The following is a 22,855-nucleotide window of genomic DNA, read 5'->3' as shown; positions in this document are numbered from 1 at the left end:
TCAATTCAGGGCACGTGCCCGATGATGGGCTAACCCGGCAACATGTGCCGGGTCTTACCCTGTTACTTCGGCATCAAACTAGGCCGATATGCGCGTCAAGCCAAGCCGGTCAGAATTGCCAACGGATTTGCCCTGTCACGCCAACGCTGTCCAGACCATCACCGAAACGGGCGTCAATCCGCGCACTGGTGCTGAACTGGCGCGCAAAAGAGCCTTCATCCAGAACCTTGATGTAGTTGGCGCCAAGGCTGATCTCACCGAACGTGCCAAGGTTATCCGCCTCGATCCGTTCGATATCGGTTCTGCCCCCGTCTACGCGGGTATAGATGGACACCGTCGGGTCCGCGAAGTCGTGATAGACCGTGCTGGTTGCAAAGGCGTAAAGTGCCGAATTGCGCGCCTCGTCAACGAAGGTTTTGGCGACCGTTGCACCAACGTGTCCGATGACCCGGTTGCTATCCTCGAAGCTCAGCGTTTCGGTAGCACCCTCCTCTTCGGTCGTAAATTTGATCGAATCCGTTTTGATGCTGGACCACGCAAAGCCGGCGGTGGGCATCACGCTCCAACCTTTTTTACCGATCGGGAAAGCATAGCCCAATGAGCCGCTGATCGTGGTGCTGTCACTTGTGAAGTCCTGCTTATCCAGCCCCAAACCACTGCCACTGACTGCGATGTTTTCGATTGTGAAGTCAGTCTTTTCGGCGCGGATCTGCAAATCAGCCTGGAAGCGATCTTTGGTCGCGGTCCCATAGATGCCGCCATAGACTTGGGTAAAGTCAGTTTTGGTATAGCTTTGCAGTTCGGACGTGACTTGGCCGACATTGTCGGTGTCCGGGGCATAGACCGGCTGATTGGTATCGCCTTGGTTGACCCCACCAAGGACGCCAACGGTCAAGTCCCAGCCAGCAAAGCGATCATCGAAACATGCCAGATCGCTACCGACCTGCATCCCGTAATAGCTGCCGGTCACGGTGCTGTCTGCATTTTCATAGCCGCTACTGGACCGGGACGACCCTGTCGCGTCGACCGTACCACCAGTGGCACGACCCCAGGCACCCACACCACACGGCTTTTCAGCATCTTCAAAGGCAAGGCCCGTCACGAAGGGGCTGGTCGGACGGTTGACGATTGATCCGATCAGGGTCTGCGTCAGCGTAACGTTCCCGATCAGCGACCCGATGGCAGGGTTCAGCATCGTGACCATTTTCAGGTCACCGCTTTCGCCCGCCCGTTGAACGGCATAAACGATACGCTCATTGCCCGATGCCAGGCCAGTCGTCGTGCCAAGGTTATAGCTGTTTGCATCGCCCAGACTGTCATCCACATCAATCAGGGTAATTTGCGTGCCCAGCCGGGGGCGATTGGCACCGGTCGTCGCCAGATCGATATTGTAAGTGCCGGTCGCAGCGCCGCCATCCACCACGATCGTATCAGACTGCCCTGTGCTAAGGTCGAGATCGAACTTATACGTCCCGGTGCCCGACAGCCCACCGACCTTGAATGTCGTATAGGCAGGGCTGTCTTCGGTCATCGAAACCGTATTGTCGTTGTGCAGCTTACCCGAAATGCTTCCCGCATTCCCCGCTGCCTGAATCGTTCCCTGGTTGTTCACTGCACCGTCCAGCCCGCCTGCCAATGTCAGAATGCTGTCTTTGGCAATTCGGGTCGTATCAGCCCTGACAGACTGTCCCGCGTCAATCTTGTAATCCGTATTGAGGTTCAGTTGCTGGATGCTGGCATTTTCCCTGAACACGATGGCACTTGAATTGGCATGCACCGTTCCATTGACGCGACCATTAATGGTCGCCTCGCCGTTGTCGATCAGATCACCTCGCAACGTGCCGTTCTGGTTGTAGACACCATCATTCGTAATATCACCGATGATGCGGCCGTTATTGGCCAGCGTCGCACCGGACTGGTTGGCGATCCCCTCATTCGCGGTCAGGGTCGACCCGGCCTTGACCGTCATCAATATCTTTGGCGTGGCAGCCGCGCGCAGGTTGTTGGTTGGCTGTTCGCTGCCATTGGTCACCTTGCCGCCGACATACAAATCATCCGACACATCAAGAATCGCGGCATTCCACAGATCGCCTTCGATCCTGTTCGAAATATCCGCCTGAGCACCCGTGTTGGTCAGATCCCCTTGGATAATTCCGTTCCAGCTCAGCGTGCCAGCGTTTTTGACATCTCCGGTAATCTTGCCGCCACCTTTCAGCGTGCCACCGTCTTGGTTGGTCACGGCACCAATGAAGTTCCCCGCAACGGTCATCGTGCCGCTATTGCGTGCGCCCTGCGTGACTTCCAACGTCTGTCGCCGCGCAACATTGGCGATACCAGAAGTGTTCAACACGCCGGTGATCTTGCCACTGCCGACCACACGGCCTGCGTTATCGACATTGCCGACAATATTGCCGCCCGTCAGACGCAATGTTCCCCTGGCGGTATTGTTGACAGACGGCGCACGCAACTGCCCCGCAACGGTCATTGAGCCGCTGTTGTTAACCTCGTCTGCGGTGACACGCCCGTTATCCGCGATGACGAAAGTATCGCCACGGTTGGTCAGGACATTGACGTTTACAAGTGCCCCGGCACCCGCCTCACCGCCAACATAGAATTTGCCACCATTCGTGACATTGAATTTCGTGCCATCATTCTGGGCATCAACCCGCGCGTTGATCCTGACGATGCCACTGCTGTTGTTCAGATTTCCGGTCAGACGCGTATTCTTGGAATAGCTCAGCGTGCCGGAATTGCTGATTGAACCAATAAGGGCAACCTTGGAGGCATCTATTTCGGACGTGGCTGTCAGTTCGATATCGTCAGCCATGATCGTCATTCTTCCGCCACCAGTGACGCCGACAATACCAGAGTTGGTGAACGTCCCATCCTCGACAGTCAGAACGACATTGCCATTGTTGCTGGTATTATCCATCGTGCCGGTATTGGTCAGATTTCCGACAACGGTGCTGCTGTTAAGAATATCCAGCAACGCGCCTTGCTTGTTTTCAACATTCCCGGTCAGCGTGGCGCCATCCAGATTCAACTTTGCGCCTGAATTGTTGACCAGTGCGCTGTCGTTCCCTGTCACTGTGACGCTGCCAGCAACATTCATCGTCTTGTTGTTGGTAATATCACCCGTGCTGGTCAGTGTATGCCGATCACGGACATTCACGACACCATCATTCGTCAGGCTATCCGTCGACAGATTGCCCGTTGTGGAAAGCCTACCAGTGTCCGTATTGGCAATCGTGCCAACCTCACCGTTGATCCGTGCGGTGCCAGTATTGGTCAGTTCGCGCGAAATATCGACATTGCCAGTGATGGTGCCGTCATTTTTTGCCGTGCCGTCGATTTTGCTGTCAGCGCCAAACCTGGTTGTCGCACCGGCTTCGTTGCGCAGCCGCCCTTGCAATGTGCCGTTCAGATTAAGCTGGTTGCGGTTTGTCACGCCATTGGCGGATACCAAGGTCGTATCTGCCGCGATATCAACACGCCCTTCGTTTATCAGGCGATCCGTTGCCAAACGCCCCGTCGTTGTAAATCGCGCGTTGGCATTGTTGCGAATGACTCCGTCAACCTGACCGCGGCCGTTGACGGTGCCGGAATTGGTCAGGTCGGCCGCTATCCGCCCGCCCGTCAGGTTAACGGTGTGGCCAGAGAGGTTGTTCAATCCGCCGGCCAACCGCCCCGCGATCGTCATGGTGCCGGCGTTTTCGACAGTCGCACCAGCGTTCAGAACTCCGTTTCGCTCAATCGAGACTTCGTTCTGGTTATCCAGCGACCCAAGCGTCATCGCCCCGGTCACAACGACAGAACCGGTATTCGTAACGGTTCCGTCCACGGTGCCGGCGCCCGTCAATTCGCCCTGGTTCGTTATACCGGACAGAACCCTGCCGCCGGCAAGGGTTACGGTTGCATCGGCTGTGTTCAACAATGCGGTCGTCGTGCTGTCCAGCGTGCCCGCAACAACAATAGTCGCATTACCGTTGTTCTGGACAACATTTGCGGAAGCCGAGGTCCCTGCGGCAATTCTGATCCGCCCTTCGCCTTGGTTCAGTAACTCATTAAGGTTATGCAGCCTGCCGACATCATCATCTTGCGGGTCAAGCTCTACGGAAACCAAGCCTTGGTTATAGATTGAATGGCCATCGCCATCCACATCCGCCCAAACATAGATTTCCCCTTGCGGGCGGTTGGTAATGCTTCCCGGCAGGGTCATCGCGCGGCGATAATATTCAGCATCGTCATTCTCGACCGACACATTACCGTTCAGCGTGACCCAGCTTTCCAGAATGGCAGTGCGCAAAATGATATTTGCCGCATCGATGGTCAGTGTGCCGTTCCCACCGATAAAGTTGCCATCATGAATAAACTCGCCGCCGTCGGCGATGGTCAGGGTATAGTCCTGGCCGGCCTGATCGTGTTTTATCGTGCCAAGATTTTCAAAATTACCATCGATGGTCGAATCACCCGTTATGTTGACAATCCCACCGGATTCATTCGTCAGGTCAGAATTCAGCGTGCCGCCTGAAAACCTCAACGTCCCCCCTGATTCATTCAAGAATTCAGAATTCGCGCCGGTGACGTTTATAACACCCGATCCGATCAGGTGAATTCTTCCGGAATTGCTGATATTCTCATCAGAATTCAGCACATCACCACCGCCGACATGGACATCGCCAGAATTCTCAAGACGATCCACATCCAGGCGTCCAAGCAACGTAAGTTGGCGCTCATTGATAAGGTCGCCATCGACGGTCCCGGTCGCATTGAATGCGCCACGGTTGGTCACTTTGGCAGTTATGGTGCCGCCATCAAGTTTCAATTCGTCGGCGCTATCGGTGCCGCGCAGGTTGATAACCTCATCCGCCTCGATTTCGGCACCAGCTTCGACGGCCAGGATACCCTCATTCCTGACGATCCCGGCATCGGTAATGTTGCCAGTCGCGCCCGTGGTGGTCGACAATACCATGCGTGCTTCATTGGTAATGTCATTGCCGTTCGCATCAAGTGATCTGGAAATCACGACATTACCGGCACCGGTATTTGTCAGCCCACCATTCAACTGAGCTGCAGTCGAATACAGCAGCGTCGCTTGGTTAATAATATCGCCTATAAAATCGATACCGGCGATATTAACCGCGCCCTCTTCAAGACGAATCTCATCGGCAATGATGGAAGTCGTCCCACCCGTGCCAGAGTTCTTTATTTCCCCACGGTTGGCGAATGTATTTCCAGAGATATCCAGTTCGATATCATTGCCGGTAACGTTATCCAAAGAGCCTGCATTTTCAAAACCGGCATCGATCCGGGTATCGGCCCGCAGAATGACCTGACCACCCGCATCGTTCTGCACGTCGGCCGATATCATGCCCCCTCGCAAGACCAACTGTCCGCCAGACATGTTGGTAACGGTAGCCGAGCTGTTTCCGGATCGACTGATATTGCCATTGACCCGAACAATACCACCTGCCTCGTTCACGAAATCGCCGCTGGTCAAGACCAGGTTTCCGCCATTCCCAGCAATATCGACCACCCCGGCATTTTTCAGATCCGCGATCTCAAGTTCACCATTAACCCGAACCTGATTCGCGTTGGTCAACGTGCCATCGATTACGCCACTGCCTTCAAGCGTTCCTTCATTCAGAATATCGCCAAATATCTCACTACCACTTGAAAGTGTGGTCGTGCCATACCGTCGGTTATTCAAATCACCGCTGAAGCGTCCCGACAAATTAAACCGCGCATTTCGACCAGCAACACCCCGATTTTCAATCAAATCCGCACTAAGATCATCCCCATTGCCGCTTCCTGCGGCGACGGTAAGTGTGCCGCTGTTATCCAGCTGAACGAGATCGCGAAGACTGCCATTTGACAGAACATTAATCGTTCCAGAATTGGAAATACTGTCATCTGATCCGTCTATCGCGGCAGACACGTCGACAATGCCGCTCTCATTATTCGTCAATTGACCATAAAGATCTGATGCTCTGGTCAATGCCAACGTAACATTATTTACGATATCGCCGACCAGCGTCACATTTCGGTTATCGACATCTGTTTGCTGTAAAACAATACGATCGGCCAAAATTCGAATCTGATCAAAATCGGACTCTGTCTCAATGACGCCTGTATTTGTGAACTGATGGCCGGTCAAATCCAGATCGACTGTGCCCGAAGCATCGGAATAGATGCGCCCGTTATTGACGATATCAGTTGCAACCACCGAATCTGAAATGACATTGATGGTTCCCCCGGCGTCGTTGATGATCTGTTCAACGGCTGTTGTATCTGCATCGTCAGCAACAAGCGGGTCAGAGGCATCATCTCCATCCAGCTCAAGCACGCCGTCCTCTTGGACTCTGATGGCACCCACGTGGGTCGCAAAATCATCATTACCATTATCGCGAAGAACGACGGTGCCTCCGCCCTGCACGGTCATCAGGCCTTTGGTAATACCTCTGTTCCGGAAAGTGGCTCCATCCTCTACCGCAACACTTTGGATCAACCCCCGGTTGCCAGTATAGTCATAGGCAACCGTGCCCTGACCTGCGATTGTAATCGCGCCACCCAGTGCAACCCCGATGTTCAGCGTTGTATCTTGGTTTTCGACGTCAAATCTGACGGCATCGACGGTATCGGCATCTGCAAAGCCGAGGCGTCCAGTGCCATCTCCGGTGATGCTGTAATCGTCGTCACCCCGAACGATCAGCCCGGCAAGACGTGCCTGTCCGCTCAGCGTGATATCCACCTTGTCCTGGAACAGGCCTGTGTCTTCGGTCAGTATCCCGGTATCGGCAGCACCCAGAACGGTGTGGTTCTCGCCGTTCTCATCACTCCAATATTCATCGGCATTGCCATTAGTGTTGTCGGCATTCCAGGTGTAGCCGCTTCGGGGGTCCACACCGCCAAATGGGGTATCCCGCGGATCATAATAGCGTTCTTCCTGTGCCGACACCTTCGTTGGAATCAAGACCATCGGCATGACGCCGATCAGCGCTGTAGTCAGGAAAAGACGTGCATTGGACATGCGTGCGGCGGGACGAAGTGGGGTGATCATCATTACCAATATCTTCAAATTTCACTACAGCAGGAGCGCCATCCGGATAATTGCGCCAAAAAATGAATAGCCCGCCTGTCCAATGTAAAACAAGCTTTCAGTTCGCGATTCAGCTAGAAATCCAGCATATGCTGCGCTTTAGCCGTTTTCGGCCTGTCGCAGGCGGTCAACCGCCTCGACATAGGCGCGGATCTCGGCGGGGATGCTGATTTCGGTCGGAATATGCGGTGCTGCGGAGGCGCCACTCATCTTACGCTCGGCCCAGTTGCGCAAATCGGCGATCGAAAATCCCCGCAAGAAGGGATTGGCCGAGACCACCGCCGGCCCCATCACCTGCAAGACCGATGCCGACGGATCGGCGCGCAAGGTCACATCGGCACCTGCGGGGCCAAGGAAATGCGCCAGATAAAGCCTGCCCGGTGTAATGGCATGGCCACGCACCCGCAAATAGGCTTCGTTTTCCTGTGCCAGATGCCTGACCATCTGCCGCGACAAATCCGGATCAAACCGCAGATCAAGCTGCGCACGTCGGTCCAGACTGCCCGCCAGCTCGGGACGATAGCTGCGGATCATACGCAGCCATGTGGATTCGATGAATTGCCCCAAACCTGTCGCTGACGACAGTGGGTTTTGCGCGCGTGCATTGCCAGCGCTTTCGACAGTGATGATCCGGCCAATCAAGGATTCAACGGCATCCGACGCCAGTACCTCTCCCGCGCCGCTTAGATACGGCATCGGATCGACGGGATTGCCGTCAGACAGAAGCTGGAAGATCAGCTTGGCCTCACCATTCTTGACCGCTCCGACGGTGCCAAGCGCCATTCCCTTGGCGATATCGGCACCGTCAACCGCACCATCTGACAAGGTGGCCAGCCCCGTGTATCGTGATACCATTCCATTGGCATGCGTGATCTCGACACTGGCACCGCCAACGCCCTTGGTCTGCCGCGCGGTGATCTTGCCATCTCCGGCGGCTGCTACCCTTGTTCCAGCGGGCGCAGACCACGAAACCCGACCACGCGAGGGATCGTCATCCTTGCCGCCAGGTGCAGGCGGAACGAAGCGCTGCGACAGCACACCTGCGATCGGGGATTGCAGGCTAAGCCCACCCGCCGGTCGTGCGATACGCGCCGACGGGGCGTAGCATTCAAAACCCTCCTCGCTTTCGGCGGGCACCACATAGCAGGGCTTATCACCGCCCGGCCCGCTGATCCCAACGAACAGGACGGCACCCGGCCTCGCGGTGTTTTCATTGGCAAGGATCATGGTCAGGCGGTCATTCTCATCCGCCATGCTGTCCAGATCATAGACGCGTGCCATCATCGAGATGGCTTCGCCGACGACTTCGGGCTTGATGTCGTTACGCAGCGCAACGGAATAGATCAGGTCCAACAACCGCTGCTGCCCTGCCCTTTTCTGGCCGCTCTCACCCCGTGAAAGCACTGTTTCCAGCAAATCCTGATCGGCCCAGGCATCCGCCGAAGGCACCAGTTGACCAGCCGGAGAAAGCGCCAAAGAGCCGACATAGCCTTCGGGATTGATCAAGGTTACCTGAATGACCTGCCGCGATGCGCCGCTCAACCGATAGCGCAAGGCCAGAACGGACCCTGTCGACAGCGGGCCTTCCAGCCCAAGCTGCGTCTCGATCCGCTGGGCAAGCTGTTCGGCCTGGGGCAGCTCAAAACCGTTCTGCGCCAGCAAATCCCTGATCGAGACGTCACGCGCTGCCTCCAGCAGCAATTCCCGCCACAGCCCGGTGCGCAAAACTGCATCGCGCAAAAAACTGATACTGCTGGTCGCCCGCTGTTCCTCTGGGACGATGGCCACGCCGGTTTCCAGCTGCGTGGCAGGGGCAAACCGTCCGCGACTGCGTTCTGCCTGAAACAGGGCAAATTCCTCTCGGGTCGAGGGCAGGTTGGCGACCAGTTGCATCCCGCGTGGCATCAGCTCGCTGTCCAGCACAGTCAGGGTCGGCCCTATCCCCGCAAGACGAGGCGTGCCGGCAAGCGCCGCCGGGATCGGAGCCTGTGCAACATCACGTGCCGCCCCCTCATCAAGCGCGGGAATGATCAGCGGATCACCGGGCAGATCGGTAAAGGTATCGGCGCGGACAACCGGCGCGATGTCAAACTGGGATTCGACCTGCACCAACTCCTGGTCGTCAGTGCGCCAGAAAAACCCAAGGTCAGGCTGAAACTGATACCACAGCATACCACCGGCCAGACTGGCGAATACCGTGCCTGCCCCCCATCTCAGCGCGGTCCATTTTCGACGCCTTCGTCGCGCACTTCGCCCCATCTGGCGAAAGCGGGGGTCAACCTCGGTCGGTGCCATCAGCGGATATTCCCAAGCCCAAGGATACCGGGGTTAATCTGGCGCCTGCCGGTCGATTGCTGCTGTGCCGGGGCAGTCGAGGTGGTTGCGGCCGGACGACGGGTCGTGGTCGCACCGCTGCCGCCGTTGCGTCGCGGGGTCGTATTAGAGGTGCTGCGGCTGCTGGTGTTACTGCGGACATCGCGCGGCGGATCAGCCGCCGCAACAGGGGCCACTTCGGGGCATGTGATATCTTCGGCGCTGATCAGGGCGCGAAACATCTGCACATCCGGTGATTGCGCGGCAATACCGGCAGGACCGCCTGCCTCGATATAGCGGTCCACCGCACGCGATGAACCGCCGCCCCATTGCCCATCAACGCTGCCGACATAACAGTGCATCCGTGCCAGTTCGGTCTGAATTGCCTGCGTCGTCTGCGTGTCTTCGGGATCAAAGGCGCCTTGCGCCACCAACCGGGCGAACATCGCCGGATCGCGTTGACGAACAGCCTCTCGCGCGGCGAATGGCATGCCCAACGGGCCAGGATCACCTGCGGCCATCAGCACCGCCATATCGCCGATGATGATGGAGGGTTCCGGCAAACCAGCACGCGGCTGAGCCTCATCCACGGCGGCAAATGGTGCGGGGTCGGCGAATTGCGAGGTGGACCCCAGACTGACCAGAACCACCTCTTCTGACGATGCGGCGGCGACTGTTTCCATCGGCAACGCCGAAATAACCAATCCACCTGCAGATGCAGCGCCAGAGATACGGACAGGGGCACCGCGCCCAATCACCTGATAGCCACCACTTTCCAGCAACTCGGTCCGTCCGTCGGCATCGCCCGACAACGTCGCGGCATTCACAAATGCATCGGCCAAGGCCGCTGCGTCACAGTCTTCACTGGCGTTTGGAACGGCAATTTGTGCCGCGACGGGGCCAATCCCTTCCAATTGCAGACCAGCCGCACAATCGCCGACGACCAGCAGCGCATTCGCAGGCAGCGCGGCGACCAGCCCCCTTGGATCATCGCCCAGATCTTGCGCATAGATCAGCAGATGCCCCGTAGAGGGTATGTCCGCAGGGTCTGAGATCACACGCTCACCGCCCAGCCGTTCGGATAAAGCCTGTGGTAACGGCACCCGCAGCGCCAGAATATTCTGCGCCTGTGCTGCACCACCGCAAATCGCCAGCGCCCCTGCCAGAATCAGCGCCTTGCCAAACGCCCTCTTTCCGGGATCGACGTGAACTGGTTTCGCTGTGGTCATGATCCCGGTCGCGGCGTTACAAAAATCGTCCAGCTTGGCTGGCCTTGCGTATCAACGTCTACAAAACGCGCGTCCAGAAATCCACGCAACAGGCAATCCTGCTGCCCTTTGATTTCAAATCTGCGCGGGGCGACACATAATGGCGTAGCGCCCGATAGCACTTCATTACCAAAAACATCCGCCGCAAAAATATAATAAAGCTGTGATTGCAGCGTTTCCCGCAAAAGATTCGCGCATTGATTAGGCGCAACACGCCACCAGCCCCGCGTCGTCACCAGCCCTTCATCAGGCTCGCCCAAGGCGACATTCAACACATCAAAGGATTGATTGCACAGCCGCAGCCCCGCCGCAGATGCCGCCACGGGCAGCGAAGCTATAAAAAATGCTGCAATAATGGCGCGAATCAAATACATATCTGGGGGCAATGCCTCAAAGACGAATTGAGCGAATGATCAAGCAATGCTAGCCTGCAAGCGGTTATTATATGGACGGCCCTATGAAACCAATTCTGCTTGCCGCCGCAAGTCTGGTGACTGCCGGAGCGGCCTTTGGCTTTGCCAAAGGTGTCGATCTGCTTTTGTCAGAGCCCGTGGCACGGCAGCGATCCGCGCCCATCATAACCGAACGTGTGTCGCCACGCACTGTTATGCCCCCGACAGCGGCCCCCACCGCAGCCCCCGGCTCAATCGATCTTGCGCCCGCCATCAAGCCAGAAATCGCCGTCCGGGAAGTCACCATGATGGCAGGTGCCAGCGATGCACTATCCCCGGCCGCACAGGATACGGGCAAGCGTTCGACGCATTTCCCGGATGACAGGCCCGCCATGTTCTTGCTACCCCAGACCGACCCGTTGTCATCAAGAAGAGATGATCTTGGAAGACAGCCTCGGGCTTACAACTTTTCGAGCGTTCCCCTGATCGGGGTTTATCGCTGAACTTGAAGGAATTTTTCAATGAAATTTCTGGCTAATGCCGTTGCTATCGCGGCGATGTCGGCTTGTATTCCTGCGGCGTCATTCGCGCAGGATGTGGCGGTGCCCATCGTCGATCGCGCAATTCAGATCGAACTGAACAGCGCGGCCGCCACCGAAGACGGCGGCTGCCGCTTGACGATGGTAACAACCAATCGCACGGAAACCGCTCTCAGCCGCGCGGCATGGCAGGTCGCAATTTTTGATGGCGCGGGTATTGTTCAGGCATTGTCGGTGCTGGACTTCGGAGATCTGAATGCGGGCAAAACCAAGATTGGCCTGTTCGAACTGCCTGGTCGCGCCTGCACCGATATCAGCCGGATCGTTGTTAATGACGTGGCCGAATGCCGTGGTGCCGATAACAGCGACCAACGTGATGTCTGCCTTGGCGGTTTAGCCACCCTGACCAAAACCGACATCGATTTTGGCGTCTAAGACATGCTGTCCAGCGTTTTCGGTGACCTACCGGCCGTCAGCATCCTCGTCTTCATCGCCCTGGCCGCGCTGTCTGTCCTGACCCTGACCGTTGCGATCTTCAAGATCACGCAATTTTCGCGTCTGGGCGTTGGCAAGCACAAGGCCGCCGAAACAATGCTGGACGACTGGTTGAACGGCCGCCCGGACGAGGCGCAGCGGAAAGCCAGCGTCGGAAATTCGGTTCAGGCCCGCGTCCTGTCGGCGGTCATGTCCGGGCTGCGCGCCCGCCCGTCCGAGCCGGCCTATGGCGAGGAACTGGCCCGTCAGGTCGCCCTGTCCGAATTGGTTCAGATGGGATCGCGGATGCGCTTGCTGGAAGCCGTGGTGCAGATGGCGCCGATGCTGGGACTTTTGGGCACCGTCATCGGGATGATCGACGCTTTCGGCAACCTTGCCCTTAGCCAAGAGATCGGCGACCCTCGCATCCTTGCAGGCGGAATCTGGACCGCGCTGACTACGACGGCAGCGGGCCTTGCCATCGCCTTGGTTGCCTATTTCGTTGCAGCATGGCTGGAAGGCCGGATCGAGGAAGAGCGTCAGACCATCGAACTGGTCGTCTCATCTGCCATTCACGGGCGCATCGCAAAGCCCCATCAGGCCTGACGGGTGGCAGAACCAAGATTGCATATCCCTTCGCAATCGCGCGGATTGCAACTGCCACGACGGCAGCGGCATTACGGTTTTTCCATGACCGCGATGGCGGACATGCTGTTTCAACTGCTGATTTTCTTCATGTTATCCGCCAATCTGACCGCGTTTTCCATGCTGAATATCCGCACCGGTGCGTTGGCGGGCACAAATGCAGCACCCGGATCGCAGCCCGGAGCGGTAACGTCTGGCATCAGCGCGGCCAGCACCACAGCGGTCTGGACCTTGGGGCGTGACGGGTTGATCGCGGGCGGTCAACGCTTTGCCTTGGAACAGTTGAAAGTGCTTGCCCAGGCTTTGGCTGACCAAGGCACCGCCAACGTCCTGATCGTTCTGCGCCCCGATGTTCCGGTCGAAGACGTCATTGCCGTGCTGGAAGTGTTGCACGCCCGCGGGATCGACGCCGTGCAACTGGCAGATGGGGGCGCAAGATGAGCCTGCGTCTGCCACAACGCACGGGCCGGATGCGCATCGACCCTGCCTATGCAATCGTCAATATCGTCCTGCTGCTGATCTTTTTCTTCCTTGTTTCGGGGCGCGAGCAAGAGATTGAAAGCCAATTGCAGCTGGCTGAAACCACCGAGCTTCCGGCGGGGAATGCACCGCCGCCGACGCTGGAAATCATATCGGCGAACAACTGGATATTGAACGGGCAACCGGTCAGGCCCGAACTTCTTGCTGCGGCATTACCGGCGGATGATCAGCCCATCCATCTGCTGATCGATCGCGGCGCCAATAGCGGTTTGCTGCTGCAGGTGCTGAACCGCCCCGAACTGGCGGATCGCCCAATCCGCCTTGTCACGCGTCGTGCGGGGGCCAGTGAATGATCGGCGCACGGGATTGGCGACGAGGCTGGACGCAAGCCACCGGGGCATCGGTCTTCGTCCATATTGCTGTCGCCGCGGCCTTGATATGGCAGCCCGATTTTTCCCGGAATGTGCCTCCCGTCAACCCGCTGGGCGAGCTGCGCATTGATATGGCCAATCTGAACCCAACCGCAACGGTGACCGAGACCCTGACCTCGATCGTTACCCCCGAAATTTCAGACGATCCCGACTCGAAAATCGATACGATCAGAGGCAATTTGGCTGAAGATGTGCTGACCTCGGTGCAGCCGGACGAGCTGACGATTTCCGGCAATCTGCCGATGTCGACCCTGCCCGATACGAGCCGCGCAAGCGGTGAAGGCGGTGCCGCCGCCCTGTCGGCGACACAGACCGAAGCACCCCCCACCGATCCACGCATCACCGAACTTTTTGATCGTATCAGGCAGCGCCTGACCGAGCCGTGCCTGCTGGCATTACCCGCCTTGCTGGGGGACGATCAAATTCAATTGGGAATACTTGCGGCCGATGATCGCCAGATTTCCGACCTGATGCAGGATTTGACCTCTGATCTGGATACACAAATTCAGGAGCGGGCGGTTCTTCTGGATCGCCGTCAATGTGCCGGCCTGACTTTTGCCCGCCGCGACCCGAGCTATCCGGTGCCCAGCCTGTCGCTGCAACTGGACGCGCAAGAGGTGGACAGCGGCGGAAATCTTAGCGGGCGCATATCCGGCAGTGCCGGTCTTTACACGACGCTGCTGCTGATCGACGATAACGGAGTCGTCCACGATCTGCGCCGCTTCCTGGTCGGCTCTGCCACCGGTAGCCGCTTTCAGATCCCTGTCGCGCGCTCTGGCCAGCCCCGCGACACGCATCAACTGATCCTTGCCATCGCAACGGCGCAACGCCCCGGCTCGGTCGCGTCGACCGCAGGCGAAATGGCCGACGACTTCTTTGCCGCGCTTAGCCGCGACGTTGGCCAGCGCCCAAGGATTGGGGTGGCCAGCATCTATATCCGTTAAGCGCGCTGCGCCTTAGGCAAAATCATATACGAACGCGCCGTCCTGAACCCGAATCGTCACGTCCGACATCGGCTCTCCTGACACCATTCGGCCCAGAACCTGCCGCGACAGATCAGGCAGGATGGAATTGGTAATGATGTTGTCAATCATCCGCCCGCCACTATCGGGATCGCGACATTGATCCACGATTTGCGCGATGACACCCTCATCCCAGGACAGCGTGGCATTCTGGGAATCCCGCATCCGACGTGCGACCGAGCCCAGCTTCAGCCTGGTGATTCCGCCCAGAACCCCAGCCGACAACGGCACATAGGGAATCGTCACGATCCGGCCCAGCAGCGCGGGCGGGAACGTGCCCAGCAATTCCTCTTTCAAGGACGCTTCCAAAGTCTCTTCGTCCTCGATCTGACCCTCGGGTGCCAGATGCATGATCGTGCCTGTCCCCACGTTCGAGGTCATAAGGATGAGCGTGTTGCGGAAGTTGATCGGGCGGCCATTGCCATCTTCCATCCGGCCCTTGTCAAAGACCTGAAAGAACAGCTCATGCACGTCTGGATGGGCCTTTTCCATCTCGTCCAGCAACACAACCGAATAGGGTTTGCGACGCACCGCTTCGGTCAGCCGCCCCCCCTCGCCATAGCCGACATAGCCGGGGGGGGCGCCCTTCAGCAGGCTGACGGAATGCGCCTCTTGGAATTCGGACATGTTGATGGTGATGACGTTCTGTTCGCCGCCATAAAGCACCTCGGCCAAAGCCAGGGCCGTTTCCGTTTTCCCGACACCCGAAGGCCCGCACAACATGAAGACGCCAATCGGTTTTTCGGGATTTCCCAATCCTGCTCGCGCTGTCTCGACCCGTTTTGAGATCATGTGCAGCCCCTGATCCTGACCGATCACACGCTCTTTCAGATGGTCCGCAAGGCCCAGAACGGCCTGCAATTCATCGGCCACCATGCGGCCTGCGGGAATCCCCGTCCAGTCACTGATCACCGTCGCAACCGCCTGTTCATCGACATGCGGCCAGATCATCCGGTCATCAGCGTGGATCAGGCCCAACTGATCCATCGCGCCGGTCAGTTCGGCGCGAACGGCATCAGCATCGAAATCTTCGCCCGCGTCCTCGGCCAGCTTTTGACGCAGCGACAAAATCTGTTCGACCAGCCCTTTTTCATCCGCAAAGGCCTTTTCCAGATCGGCCAGCTTTTCGCGGCTTTCGGCGACGCGCTTGCGGATCTCGTCAAGCCGCGCCTCATCCGCCTCGCCCAGATCGCGCTCGGCCTCGCGGGCCGCAATTTCGCTGTCATACGAGGCGATGTCGGCCCGTAGATCAGCGATCCGGGCCGGCACCGAGGACTGGCTGACCGCCACCCGCGCGCAAGCTGTGTCCAGCAGCGACACGGCCTTGTCAGGCAATTGTCGCGCCGGAAGATAGCGGGCAGACAGCTTCACCGCAGCCTCGACCGCCGCATCGGAAATGCGCACCTTGTGATGCTTTTCCATCGGCCCCAGCAGCCCGCGCATCATGTAGCAGGCAACTTCGATCGCGGGTTCATCAACCGAGATCGGCTGGAATCGCCGGGTCAAGGCCGGGTCTTTTTCGAAGTAATTGCGATATTCGGCCCAAGTGGTCGCACCAATGGTGCGCAGCGTGCCACGCGCCAATGCGGGTTTCAGCAGATTGGCCGCGTCGCCCGTGCCAGCGGAACCACCGGCACCGATCAGGGTATGCGCCTCATCAATGAACAGGATGATCGGGGTCGGGCTGGACTGCACCTCGTCGATGACCGACCGCAATCGCTGTTCAAATTCGCCCTTCATGCTGGCACCGGCCTGCATCGCGCCAATATCCAGCATGTGCAGACGCATACCTTGCAAGGCGGGTGGCACCTCGCCTGCGGCCAGTTTTTGGGCAAAGCCTTCGACGACGGCCGTTTTCCCCACGCCCGCCTCGCCCGTCAGGATCGGGTTGTTCTGGCGACGACGCATCAGCACATCGACAATCTGGCGGATCTCATCGTCGCGGCCAACGACAGGGTCCATCCCCCCTTCGGCAGCCTGCGCCGTCATATCGACGGAAAAGCGCCCAAGAGCGGTCGAAGCGCCCTGCCCTTCGCGCCCCGACGAACCACCCGTCCGCAGGCCCGAACCATCCATCGGGCGCATATCCTCTTCTTCCGAATCCGCCCACATGGTCCGGGCCTCGCGCCCGATATGATCCGGTGAAAGTTCGTCAAAGATCGGAGAGTATTGCAGAATGGTATGCCGCAACGCGGAATCGTTCAACAACGCGACCAGCAAATGGCCGGTTCTGATCTGCGCCTCGCCAAAAAACAACGACGCATAGGTCCAGGCATGGTTCAGCGCGTCCGCCAGACGTTCAGAAATACCCGGCGTTTCGGTGACGTTTTTCTGCAGGACGGACATGGCCCGATCCAGATCCTTCAAGACCTGTCCACGATCCAGCTTCGCCTCGCGCAGTGTCAGCGAGATATCGCAATTCTGGTTCGATATCGCGTGAAACAGAAGATGGCACAGCTCGACATTGCGATTGCCGTCACCGCGTGCCTGTCGCATCGCCGACAGAAAGGCATCATAGCCAACACGGTTCATCTTGCCGGCGAATTTTTCGATCGTAATGGCGGTCATGCGGCCTCGTTCAGGTTGTCCTGCCCGAAAGACAGGGAAAATCTTGCGACTTCGATAAAGGGCTTATCTCCCTTTAGCGCATCGGGTTTGAGGGATGCCAGCCAACCAAGCGAAACCGTCTGGCCCAGTTGTGCAGCAGGAATTTCAGGTTTGGGCAGGGTCAGCGCCAGATCGACGTCGTAAGTCCGGCCCAGATACCAGAACACCAGATCGGACAGCCGCCGATGCCTGGCCTGACCGGGCAGAAAGCCGTTATAGGCTTCCGAATTGGGCAGATGCAGGTGAATGCAGATCTTGTCGCTGATCGAGCGCAGCCGCGATCCCAGATACATATCGCGCCCAAGCGATCCGCCCGCGCCGAGGCCCCGGATCTCATCAGCTTCGAATTCCAGCCAGGATGGAACATGTTCTTCCACCTCAACCGCAAATTCAAAATAACTTTCCAGCATTTGCTGCAGACGAACCGCGCTGCGCACACGCCCGCCAAAAATGGATACAAGCGGCAAGCGCGCAATGTCGGGAAAGGTGTCGTGATCCCGATAGGCGGGTGTGCCGATACCTGCCACTGACGCGACATAGGTCCCAAAGCGGTCCTCATTGGGGCGGTCGTGCTGCGAAATTGCGTGGCTGTCTGACCATGCGCGGAAAAACAACTGATAGAAGCGGCTGGCAAAAATATCGGCAAAGTGGACGAAAGCGTCTTCGCCTTCCTGCTGCCAGCGCAAAACCTCTTCTGTCGTATTCAGCGGCAAGGCGCCTTGTGGCCCAAAATAGCCCATGAATTGCGCCCGGATACGTCGACGCGGACCATTCTGATCGGTCGGCACCAATTCCTCGGCCGGAAAGGCAAGATGGGGATCCTGGCCGATATCCACGATTTCTTCGCCTAGCCGAATGGATCGCCCGATGCGGGGGCGGTCCTCGGCCTCGCGCTCCAACCGGCGCAGAAGGGCCAGAAACCCCTCGCTCATATCAGCGGCCCCAGACCGGTGCGCGGCTGGAATTTCTTGACCACACCACGCTGCTTACTGATGATGACCGTCTGGCTGAAACTGTTGATGCTGACATATTCGGCGAAAAAGCGGTCCAGCACAGCCGCCAACAGAATGATCCCGCTGCCCTCGAACGCGGTTTCATCAAATGTCACTGAAATTTCCAGCCCGCGGGCCGGGAAAAACCCTTCCGGTCGCCGGATCGAGCGGGTGACAGGGCGCACCGACAGTTTTTCAATGCCGGGAATTTGCGCCTCGGTAATGTGGTCCGACATATCAGAGAACAGCGTCAGGATTTCGCGCAGACTGGCCGCAGAATCGCGACCGAACCGGTCATCCAGACCGAAATGGTTCAGCGACAGATAAGAAATCAGCCGCCAGTAAACATCGCCCTGCACCGTCCGGTGCGGGCCGGAACGCTCGGTTTCCGTCATGGCTTCGCGCGGCGCGGTTGGTCCGTTCACGCAGCTTAGCATCAACGCCTGATCCGAAACCATGTTGAAGTCATCGGATCGCGCCAATGGCAGGGCTGCAGGCAGGTGCCGGTTGGAACACAGCGCCCGGATATGCAGACGCTGGGCTTTGCGCCCGACGATGCTTTCCGGCGGTTCATAAATCGCCAAAAATGTCTCGGTCCCGCGATAATCGGTGCGGGTGCCGTTGCGACGTTCATTTTCTGTCAAACGGCGCTGCTTACGCTGCGTCGTATAATAATAGGTCGAACGAGGAGAGGTCGCAGCTTGCGGCAGCGCGTAAAGCGGCACGACCTCTACCCGGTCATGGGCCGTGCCATAGCTGGCATGAACGCGCAGAATACGCTGAATTTCATAATGTGTGATCGGACTGGAATCCGGGGTGACGACGTATTCGTGACGCCGATCATCAAGCCTGACCTGATTCGAAGTTTCCTCGAACAAATTGATCGCAGGCGCACAGTTCACACGAATATCGCGGAGGCCGGCCTGACGGGCCAGATCTTCGTTCACGCGGTCGAATTCGAAGATCAACTGACACTGTTCAGCCCTGATCCGTCGGAATTGCTTATCCAGATCGGCAATGCGAAAGCCCAGAAACTTCCGCGGGAACGCAAAAAATTCACGCAGCAGCGCGAAACCTTCAAACAGGTTGCTGTTCCGGTCAAACAAAGCTTCATTCTTGTCAAAGCCGATCTGTTCAATCTGATCGGGGCGCAATCGAATGAAAGCTGGATCACCGTTTTTCTGCAGGTATCGCAGCGAAACCCGCGTCGCGTTGCAGTGGACCTGTTCGTAAAAATTCAGCCCCCGCAACATATCCGCCGTGATCCGGAACGTCAGACTGCCCGTTCCCAGGCTGGCCAGCGGTTGACCGTCGGTCGTCGTCAGGTCCAGCACCAGTCCCGCCTTGGTATTCTTATCGGGATCTTGTCCCAACCCACCCAAGGTCGTCGTTCGGTCGTGATAGCTGATGCCGGTGATCTTCAGCGGCAAAACCTCTAGCGGAGAGGTCAGGCTGAAACGACATGTCACCCGCTTGTCGGCGTCGCGAAAGCGCGCGTCCAGATATTCGCCACGATCAAAGAAGGCAGGCGTGCCATCATTGGGGGGAACCGTGGGCGGTGGTGCCTCGACGATAATGCAGCTGGGAATAGGCGCCAGCGCGTCAGGGAAAATCTGCTCCAGCAGCTCCATCGTGAAGCCCCGGAATTCCTCATCCAGCTTTAACTGCACCCGCGCAGCCAGAAAGGCGGCGCCTTCCAGCAGGCCGGCAATCGTGGGATCGATACTTTCTCGAAGCACGCCCCCAAGCCGATCAGCCAGACCGGGAAATTCCTCCGCAAACTCGGCCGAGCGTTCGTAAAGGATATCAAGCTCACGTTCGTAAGCGTCGCGGAATGCCTTTTTCATGCTATACCCTGCATCCGACACATGGCGATCTTGCCTGCGGCCGGGTCGATTTCTGCCACAAATTGCAACGGAATATCGTTCGGATTGCAAATCATCTCGGCAATTATCTCAAAGGACAGGCGCTGATCCACGGTCGGGTCCTTATCTTCCAACCGAACCTCGATGCTATCGGGGCGCAATCTTGGTTCTGACCGGATCAGCGCGTCGCGGATCGCAAGGGCCAGCGCGCCGGGCGTCCGGTTCTGACGCCACAATGAATCCATATCCTGAAATCCATGATTGATGATCGACCGCGCGATCCGGGGATAATCGTCCAGTTCGACGATCACATCCAGTCGGATGGTATTCATCAGGCTTGCAATGTCATGCGCAAGATTGCGGCGAAGGGATTCTTCGCTGGCCCCCTCGCGTCGTTTCTGGCTGACAATGGTCAGATCGCGTTCACCATCGGTATATTGCCGCTCTCGGTCGCGGGCGTCGCGACGCGATGCCGAGTCGCGAAAGATGTGCAGCAACGACATCTCACGCAGACCACCTCGGGCGGCATCTCCGGCAGAAGTTCGACGTGTGGGGTGTGAGCGAGGAGGCATGAAACGTTTCCGATAGGCCAGACAGATGTTCAGGGTCTATCCGGCTAAAAAACAGGGCCGGCACCGATGTGCCGACCCTGCCTGTTCGCTGATCCATGATCCAACAGACAGGACCGGATCTGGCTGAACCGCTTACGCAGTCCACTCTTTGTTTTCGGCGATGTCCCAACCGGCCATCGTTTCTGCACCGGCAGCGCCCGACTCTTCCTGCAGGGTGTACAGGACTTCGAACTTGCGGAAGTTCAGGGTCAGGGTTTCCTGAATACGGTCCAGACCGTCTTTCTGACCACCGGTCGAATAGCTGGTGATCATGATGTTTTCCAGCTTGATGCGGAAATACTCGACAGGAGCGCCGCCACCAGCTTTGCGGACGATCAGTTCGCCGCCTTCGATGTGCTCACCCGAAGTACAACGCTTGATCAGGTCGTTCGAGGCCAGGTCAACATATTTGGTCAGGGTCAGATCCTGAACGTTGACTTTGCCGCCGCCGCCGCCTTTGCCGATATGCGTCGTGCCCGACTGGGTCAAACCCCAGTTCCAAGCCAGCACATCGATTTCATCGCGGTGCTTGTCGTCCTGCGACTCACCTTTGATGTTATTAGAAAGTTTCAGAAAGATATCGACAGCCATGGGGGTCCTCCGTTTAGGCAGTCATTAGAAAAATCTTATTTGCCCTTTGGCAATTTGGATACCAGGGACATCCCGACATCCATGCCTTCAAGCTGAAAATGCGGTTTCAGATAGAATTTCCCCATATAGTAGCCGGGATTTTCTTCGTCCTCCACAACTTCAACTTTCGCACCAGCAAGCGGTTTTTTTGCTTTTTCCCGCTCAGTAGCGCTTTCTGGGTTTCCGGACACATATTTATTTACCCAGGTCTGCAATTGCGTCTGCAATTGCTGTCGGTCAGGGCTTTGACCAATCTTGTCGCGGACCATACACTTCAAATAATGACTGAAGCGTGACACCGCAAAAATATAGGGCAAACGCGCGGACATATTATCCGAGGCCGTCGCTTGTTCGTCGACGTATTTCTTCGGACGATACAAGGATTGCGCCCCGATAAAGGCCGCCTTGTCCGTGTGCTTGCGATGAATCAGACCAATCAGACCGGCCTTTGAAAGTTCGGCCTCACGGCGGTCCGTAATCGACACTTCGGTGGGACATTTAAGATCTTTATTCCCCTCACCCGTATCGAAATTATGCGTCGGAAGGTTCAAAACTTCGCCGCCCGACTGGACACCGCGGATCTGGACAGTCCATCCATGCTCTTTATGAGCCCGGTTGATATTGACCGCCATGGCATGAGCCGCGTTCATCCAGGCATATTTGGTGCCTGCATGTCCGTCGGTCTCTTCCTCAAAATTGAACTCTTCAACGACTGAATTAGACCCTTGGCCATAGGGCTCACGAGACAGAACCTTGGGCAAGGTCAGTGCGATATACCGTGAATTTTCGGAATCCCGCAGACCATTCCACGCCGCATAATCCGGCGTGTCGAAAATTTCTGATACATCCGGGGGCGTCGACAATTCCGTCCAGCTGTCCAAGCCCAACAAGGTCGGAGAAGCCGATGACAGGAAAGGCGCATGCGCCGCAGCCGCGATTTTGCCCATATCCCGAAGGAAGGCGACATCAGCGGTTCCGTGATCGAAATAATAGTCACCGATCATCGCACCGAATGGCTTGCCGCCCAACGTGCCGAATTCGGCCTCGTAGACGATTTTATTCAGCGGAGATTTGTCCCACTTCGCGCCCGGATAGCGGCGGAACATTTGCTGAAGTTCTTTTTTTGACGCGTTCATCACCTTGACGCGAAGCGAAGCGTCCGTCTCGGAGTTGTTCACGGTATAGGCCAGGCCGCGCCACGACGCTTCCAATTGTTGAAAGTCTTCGTGGTGAATGACTTCGTTCAACTGCTCGGTCAGCTTCTGATCCAGCTTCGACAGCATCGCATCGATGGTGTCGATCACATCGTCGGCGATCAGCGTCTGATCATCCATGGCCTCGCGCACCAGCGCGACGACGGCGTTATCGACTTCTTTCGCGGCGACATCGGTGCGTGGCTTGATTGTCTGACGCAGGATGTCCGAGAATTCGTCAAGCTCGGTCAGCGCACCTGTGTCTGCGACCTGTGCCTGATTTTCTTGCGCCAT

The 22,855-nt window shown here is 57.5% G+C and carries 16 protein-coding genes; 6 read left to right on the top strand and 10 right to left on the bottom strand.

The annotated features are described in order from the left end of the window. Positions 1-109: 109 nt before the first annotated feature. The 4 genes from H4P12_RS08880 to H4P12_RS08865 all read right to left on the bottom strand — a co-directional run bounded on the left by H4P12_RS08880 (position 110) and on the right by H4P12_RS08865 (position 11,003). Complete coding sequence (locus H4P12_RS08880) at positions 110-7,060, bottom strand: hypothetical protein (RefSeq protein WP_187793271.1); 6,951 nt, start codon at positions 7,058-7,060, stop codon at positions 110-112. A 138-nt stretch (positions 7,061-7,198) separates the two neighbouring features. Beyond that, entirely contained in the window at positions 7,199-9,394 is a 2,196-nt protein-coding gene (locus tag H4P12_RS08875; protein WP_187793270.1) for a peptidoglycan DD-metalloendopeptidase family protein, read from the bottom strand. Next, the gene (locus tag H4P12_RS08870; RefSeq protein ID WP_187793269.1) at positions 9,394-10,641 is read right to left on the bottom strand and encodes a hypothetical protein; all 1,248 of its coding nucleotides are present in this window, start codon (positions 10,639-10,641) and stop codon (positions 9,394-9,396) included. The genes H4P12_RS08875 and H4P12_RS08870 overlap by 1 nt, the downstream gene beginning before the upstream one ends. Then, on the bottom strand, positions 10,638-11,003 hold the full coding sequence (locus H4P12_RS08865; protein ID WP_343069790.1) for a DUF1036 domain-containing protein: 366 nt from the start codon (positions 11,001-11,003) through the stop codon (positions 10,638-10,640). The genes H4P12_RS08870 and H4P12_RS08865 overlap by 4 nt, the downstream gene beginning before the upstream one ends. Positions 11,004-11,137: 134 nt before the next feature. On the opposite strand from H4P12_RS08865, the gene H4P12_RS08860 reads away from it, so the two are divergent. Genes H4P12_RS08860 through H4P12_RS08835 form a run of 6 tightly spaced genes read left to right on the top strand, consistent with a single transcriptional unit; the run spans position 11,138 to position 14,585 of the window. Beyond that, positions 11,138-11,575: a hypothetical protein gene (locus H4P12_RS08860; protein WP_187793267.1), complete on the top strand. Its 438-nt coding sequence runs from the start codon at positions 11,138-11,140 to the stop codon at positions 11,573-11,575. Positions 11,576-11,593: 18 nt separating this feature from the next. After that, a complete protein-coding gene (locus H4P12_RS08855; RefSeq protein ID WP_246449061.1) occupies positions 11,594-12,046 on the top strand; it encodes a hypothetical protein in 453 nt (150 codons plus the stop codon). A 3-nt stretch (positions 12,047-12,049) separates the two neighbouring features. Further along, positions 12,050-12,691: a MotA/TolQ/ExbB proton channel family protein gene (locus H4P12_RS08850; protein ID WP_187793266.1), complete on the top strand. Its 642-nt coding sequence runs from the start codon at positions 12,050-12,052 to the stop codon at positions 12,689-12,691. A 3-nt stretch (positions 12,692-12,694) separates the two neighbouring features. Continuing rightward, on the top strand, positions 12,695-13,171 hold the full coding sequence (locus H4P12_RS08845; protein WP_343069789.1) for an ExbD/TolR family protein: 477 nt from the start codon (positions 12,695-12,697) through the stop codon (positions 13,169-13,171). After that, positions 13,168-13,563 (top strand): ExbD/TolR family protein, encoded by a 396-nt coding sequence (locus tag H4P12_RS08840; protein WP_187793264.1) that lies wholly within the window; start codon positions 13,168-13,170, stop codon positions 13,561-13,563. Before H4P12_RS08845 ends, H4P12_RS08840 begins: the two co-directional genes overlap by 4 nt. Further along, positions 13,560-14,585: a hypothetical protein gene (locus tag H4P12_RS08835; protein ID WP_187793263.1), complete on the top strand. Its 1,026-nt coding sequence runs from the start codon at positions 13,560-13,562 to the stop codon at positions 14,583-14,585. Before H4P12_RS08840 ends, H4P12_RS08835 begins: the two co-directional genes overlap by 4 nt. A 12-nt stretch (positions 14,586-14,597) precedes the next feature. On the opposite strand, the gene tssH is transcribed toward H4P12_RS08835, so the two are convergent. From tssH to tssC, 6 genes are all read right to left on the bottom strand, one after another. After that, positions 14,598-17,231, bottom strand: coding sequence for a type VI secretion system ATPase TssH (gene tssH, locus H4P12_RS08830; protein ID WP_187793262.1), 2,634 nt, complete (start codon positions 17,229-17,231; stop codon positions 14,598-14,600). Further along, a complete protein-coding gene (tssG, locus tag H4P12_RS08825) occupies positions 17,228-18,202 on the bottom strand; it encodes a type VI secretion system baseplate subunit TssG (protein WP_187793261.1) in 975 nt (324 codons plus the stop codon). Before tssG ends, tssH begins: the two co-directional genes overlap by 4 nt. Then, entirely contained in the window at positions 18,199-20,109 is a 1,911-nt protein-coding gene (gene tssF / locus H4P12_RS08820; RefSeq protein ID WP_187793260.1) for a type VI secretion system baseplate subunit TssF, read from the bottom strand. The genes tssG and tssF overlap by 4 nt, the downstream gene beginning before the upstream one ends. Continuing rightward, entirely contained in the window at positions 20,106-20,630 is a 525-nt protein-coding gene (locus H4P12_RS08815) for a GPW/gp25 family protein (RefSeq protein ID WP_187793259.1), read from the bottom strand. Before H4P12_RS08815 ends, tssF begins: the two co-directional genes overlap by 4 nt. A 201-nt stretch (positions 20,631-20,831) precedes the next feature. Beyond that, positions 20,832-21,329 carry an Hcp family type VI secretion system effector gene (locus tag H4P12_RS08810; RefSeq protein WP_187793258.1) on the bottom strand — a complete coding sequence of 166 codons (498 nt, stop codon included), beginning with the start codon at positions 21,327-21,329 and terminating at the stop codon, positions 20,832-20,834. 35 nt (positions 21,330-21,364) lie between these two features. Beyond that, entirely contained in the window at positions 21,365-22,855 is a 1,491-nt protein-coding gene (gene tssC / locus H4P12_RS08805) for a type VI secretion system contractile sheath large subunit (RefSeq protein ID WP_187793257.1), read from the bottom strand.

The sequence above is a fragment of the Paracoccus amoyensis genome (assembly GCF_014490725.1).
In the GTDB taxonomy this organism is placed as follows: Bacteria; Pseudomonadota; Alphaproteobacteria; order Rhodobacterales; family Rhodobacteraceae; genus Paracoccus; species Paracoccus amoyensis.
This window is presented reverse-complemented; position numbering and strand designations above follow the sequence as displayed.

Coding starts and splice junctions, on each gene's coding strand:
- H4P12_RS08880 (WP_187793271.1), bottom strand. CDS start 7,060: ATGATCACCCCACTTCGTCCCGCCGCACGCATGTCCAATGCACGTCTT.
- H4P12_RS08875 (WP_187793270.1), bottom strand. CDS start 9,394: ATGGCACCGACCGAGGTTGACCCCCGCTTTCGCCAGATGGGGCGAAGT.
- H4P12_RS08870 (WP_187793269.1), bottom strand. CDS start 10,641: ATGACCACAGCGAAACCAGTTCACGTCGATCCCGGAAAGAGGGCGTTT.
- H4P12_RS08860 (WP_187793267.1), top strand. CDS start 11,138: ATGAAACCAATTCTGCTTGCCGCCGCAAGTCTGGTGACTGCCGGAGCG.
- H4P12_RS08855 (WP_246449061.1), top strand. CDS start 11,594: ATGAAATTTCTGGCTAATGCCGTTGCTATCGCGGCGATGTCGGCTTGT.
- H4P12_RS08850 (WP_187793266.1), top strand. CDS start 12,050: ATGCTGTCCAGCGTTTTCGGTGACCTACCGGCCGTCAGCATCCTCGTC.
- H4P12_RS08840 (WP_187793264.1), top strand. CDS start 13,168: ATGAGCCTGCGTCTGCCACAACGCACGGGCCGGATGCGCATCGACCCT.
- H4P12_RS08835 (WP_187793263.1), top strand. CDS start 13,560: ATGATCGGCGCACGGGATTGGCGACGAGGCTGGACGCAAGCCACCGGG.
- tssH (WP_187793262.1), bottom strand. CDS start 17,231: ATGACCGCCATTACGATCGAAAAATTCGCCGGCAAGATGAACCGTGTT.
- tssG (WP_187793261.1), bottom strand. CDS start 18,202: ATGAGCGAGGGGTTTCTGGCCCTTCTGCGCCGGTTGGAGCGCGAGGCC.
- tssF (WP_187793260.1), bottom strand. CDS start 20,109: ATGAAAAAGGCATTCCGCGACGCTTACGAACGTGAGCTTGATATCCTT.
- H4P12_RS08815 (WP_187793259.1), bottom strand. CDS start 20,630: ATGTCGTTGCTGCACATCTTTCGCGACTCGGCATCGCGTCGCGACGCC.
- H4P12_RS08810 (WP_187793258.1), bottom strand. CDS start 21,329: ATGGCTGTCGATATCTTTCTGAAACTTTCTAATAACATCAAAGGTGAG.
- tssC (WP_187793257.1), bottom strand. CDS start 22,855: ATGGCGCAAGAAAATCAGGCACAGGTCGCAGACACAGGTGCGCTGACC.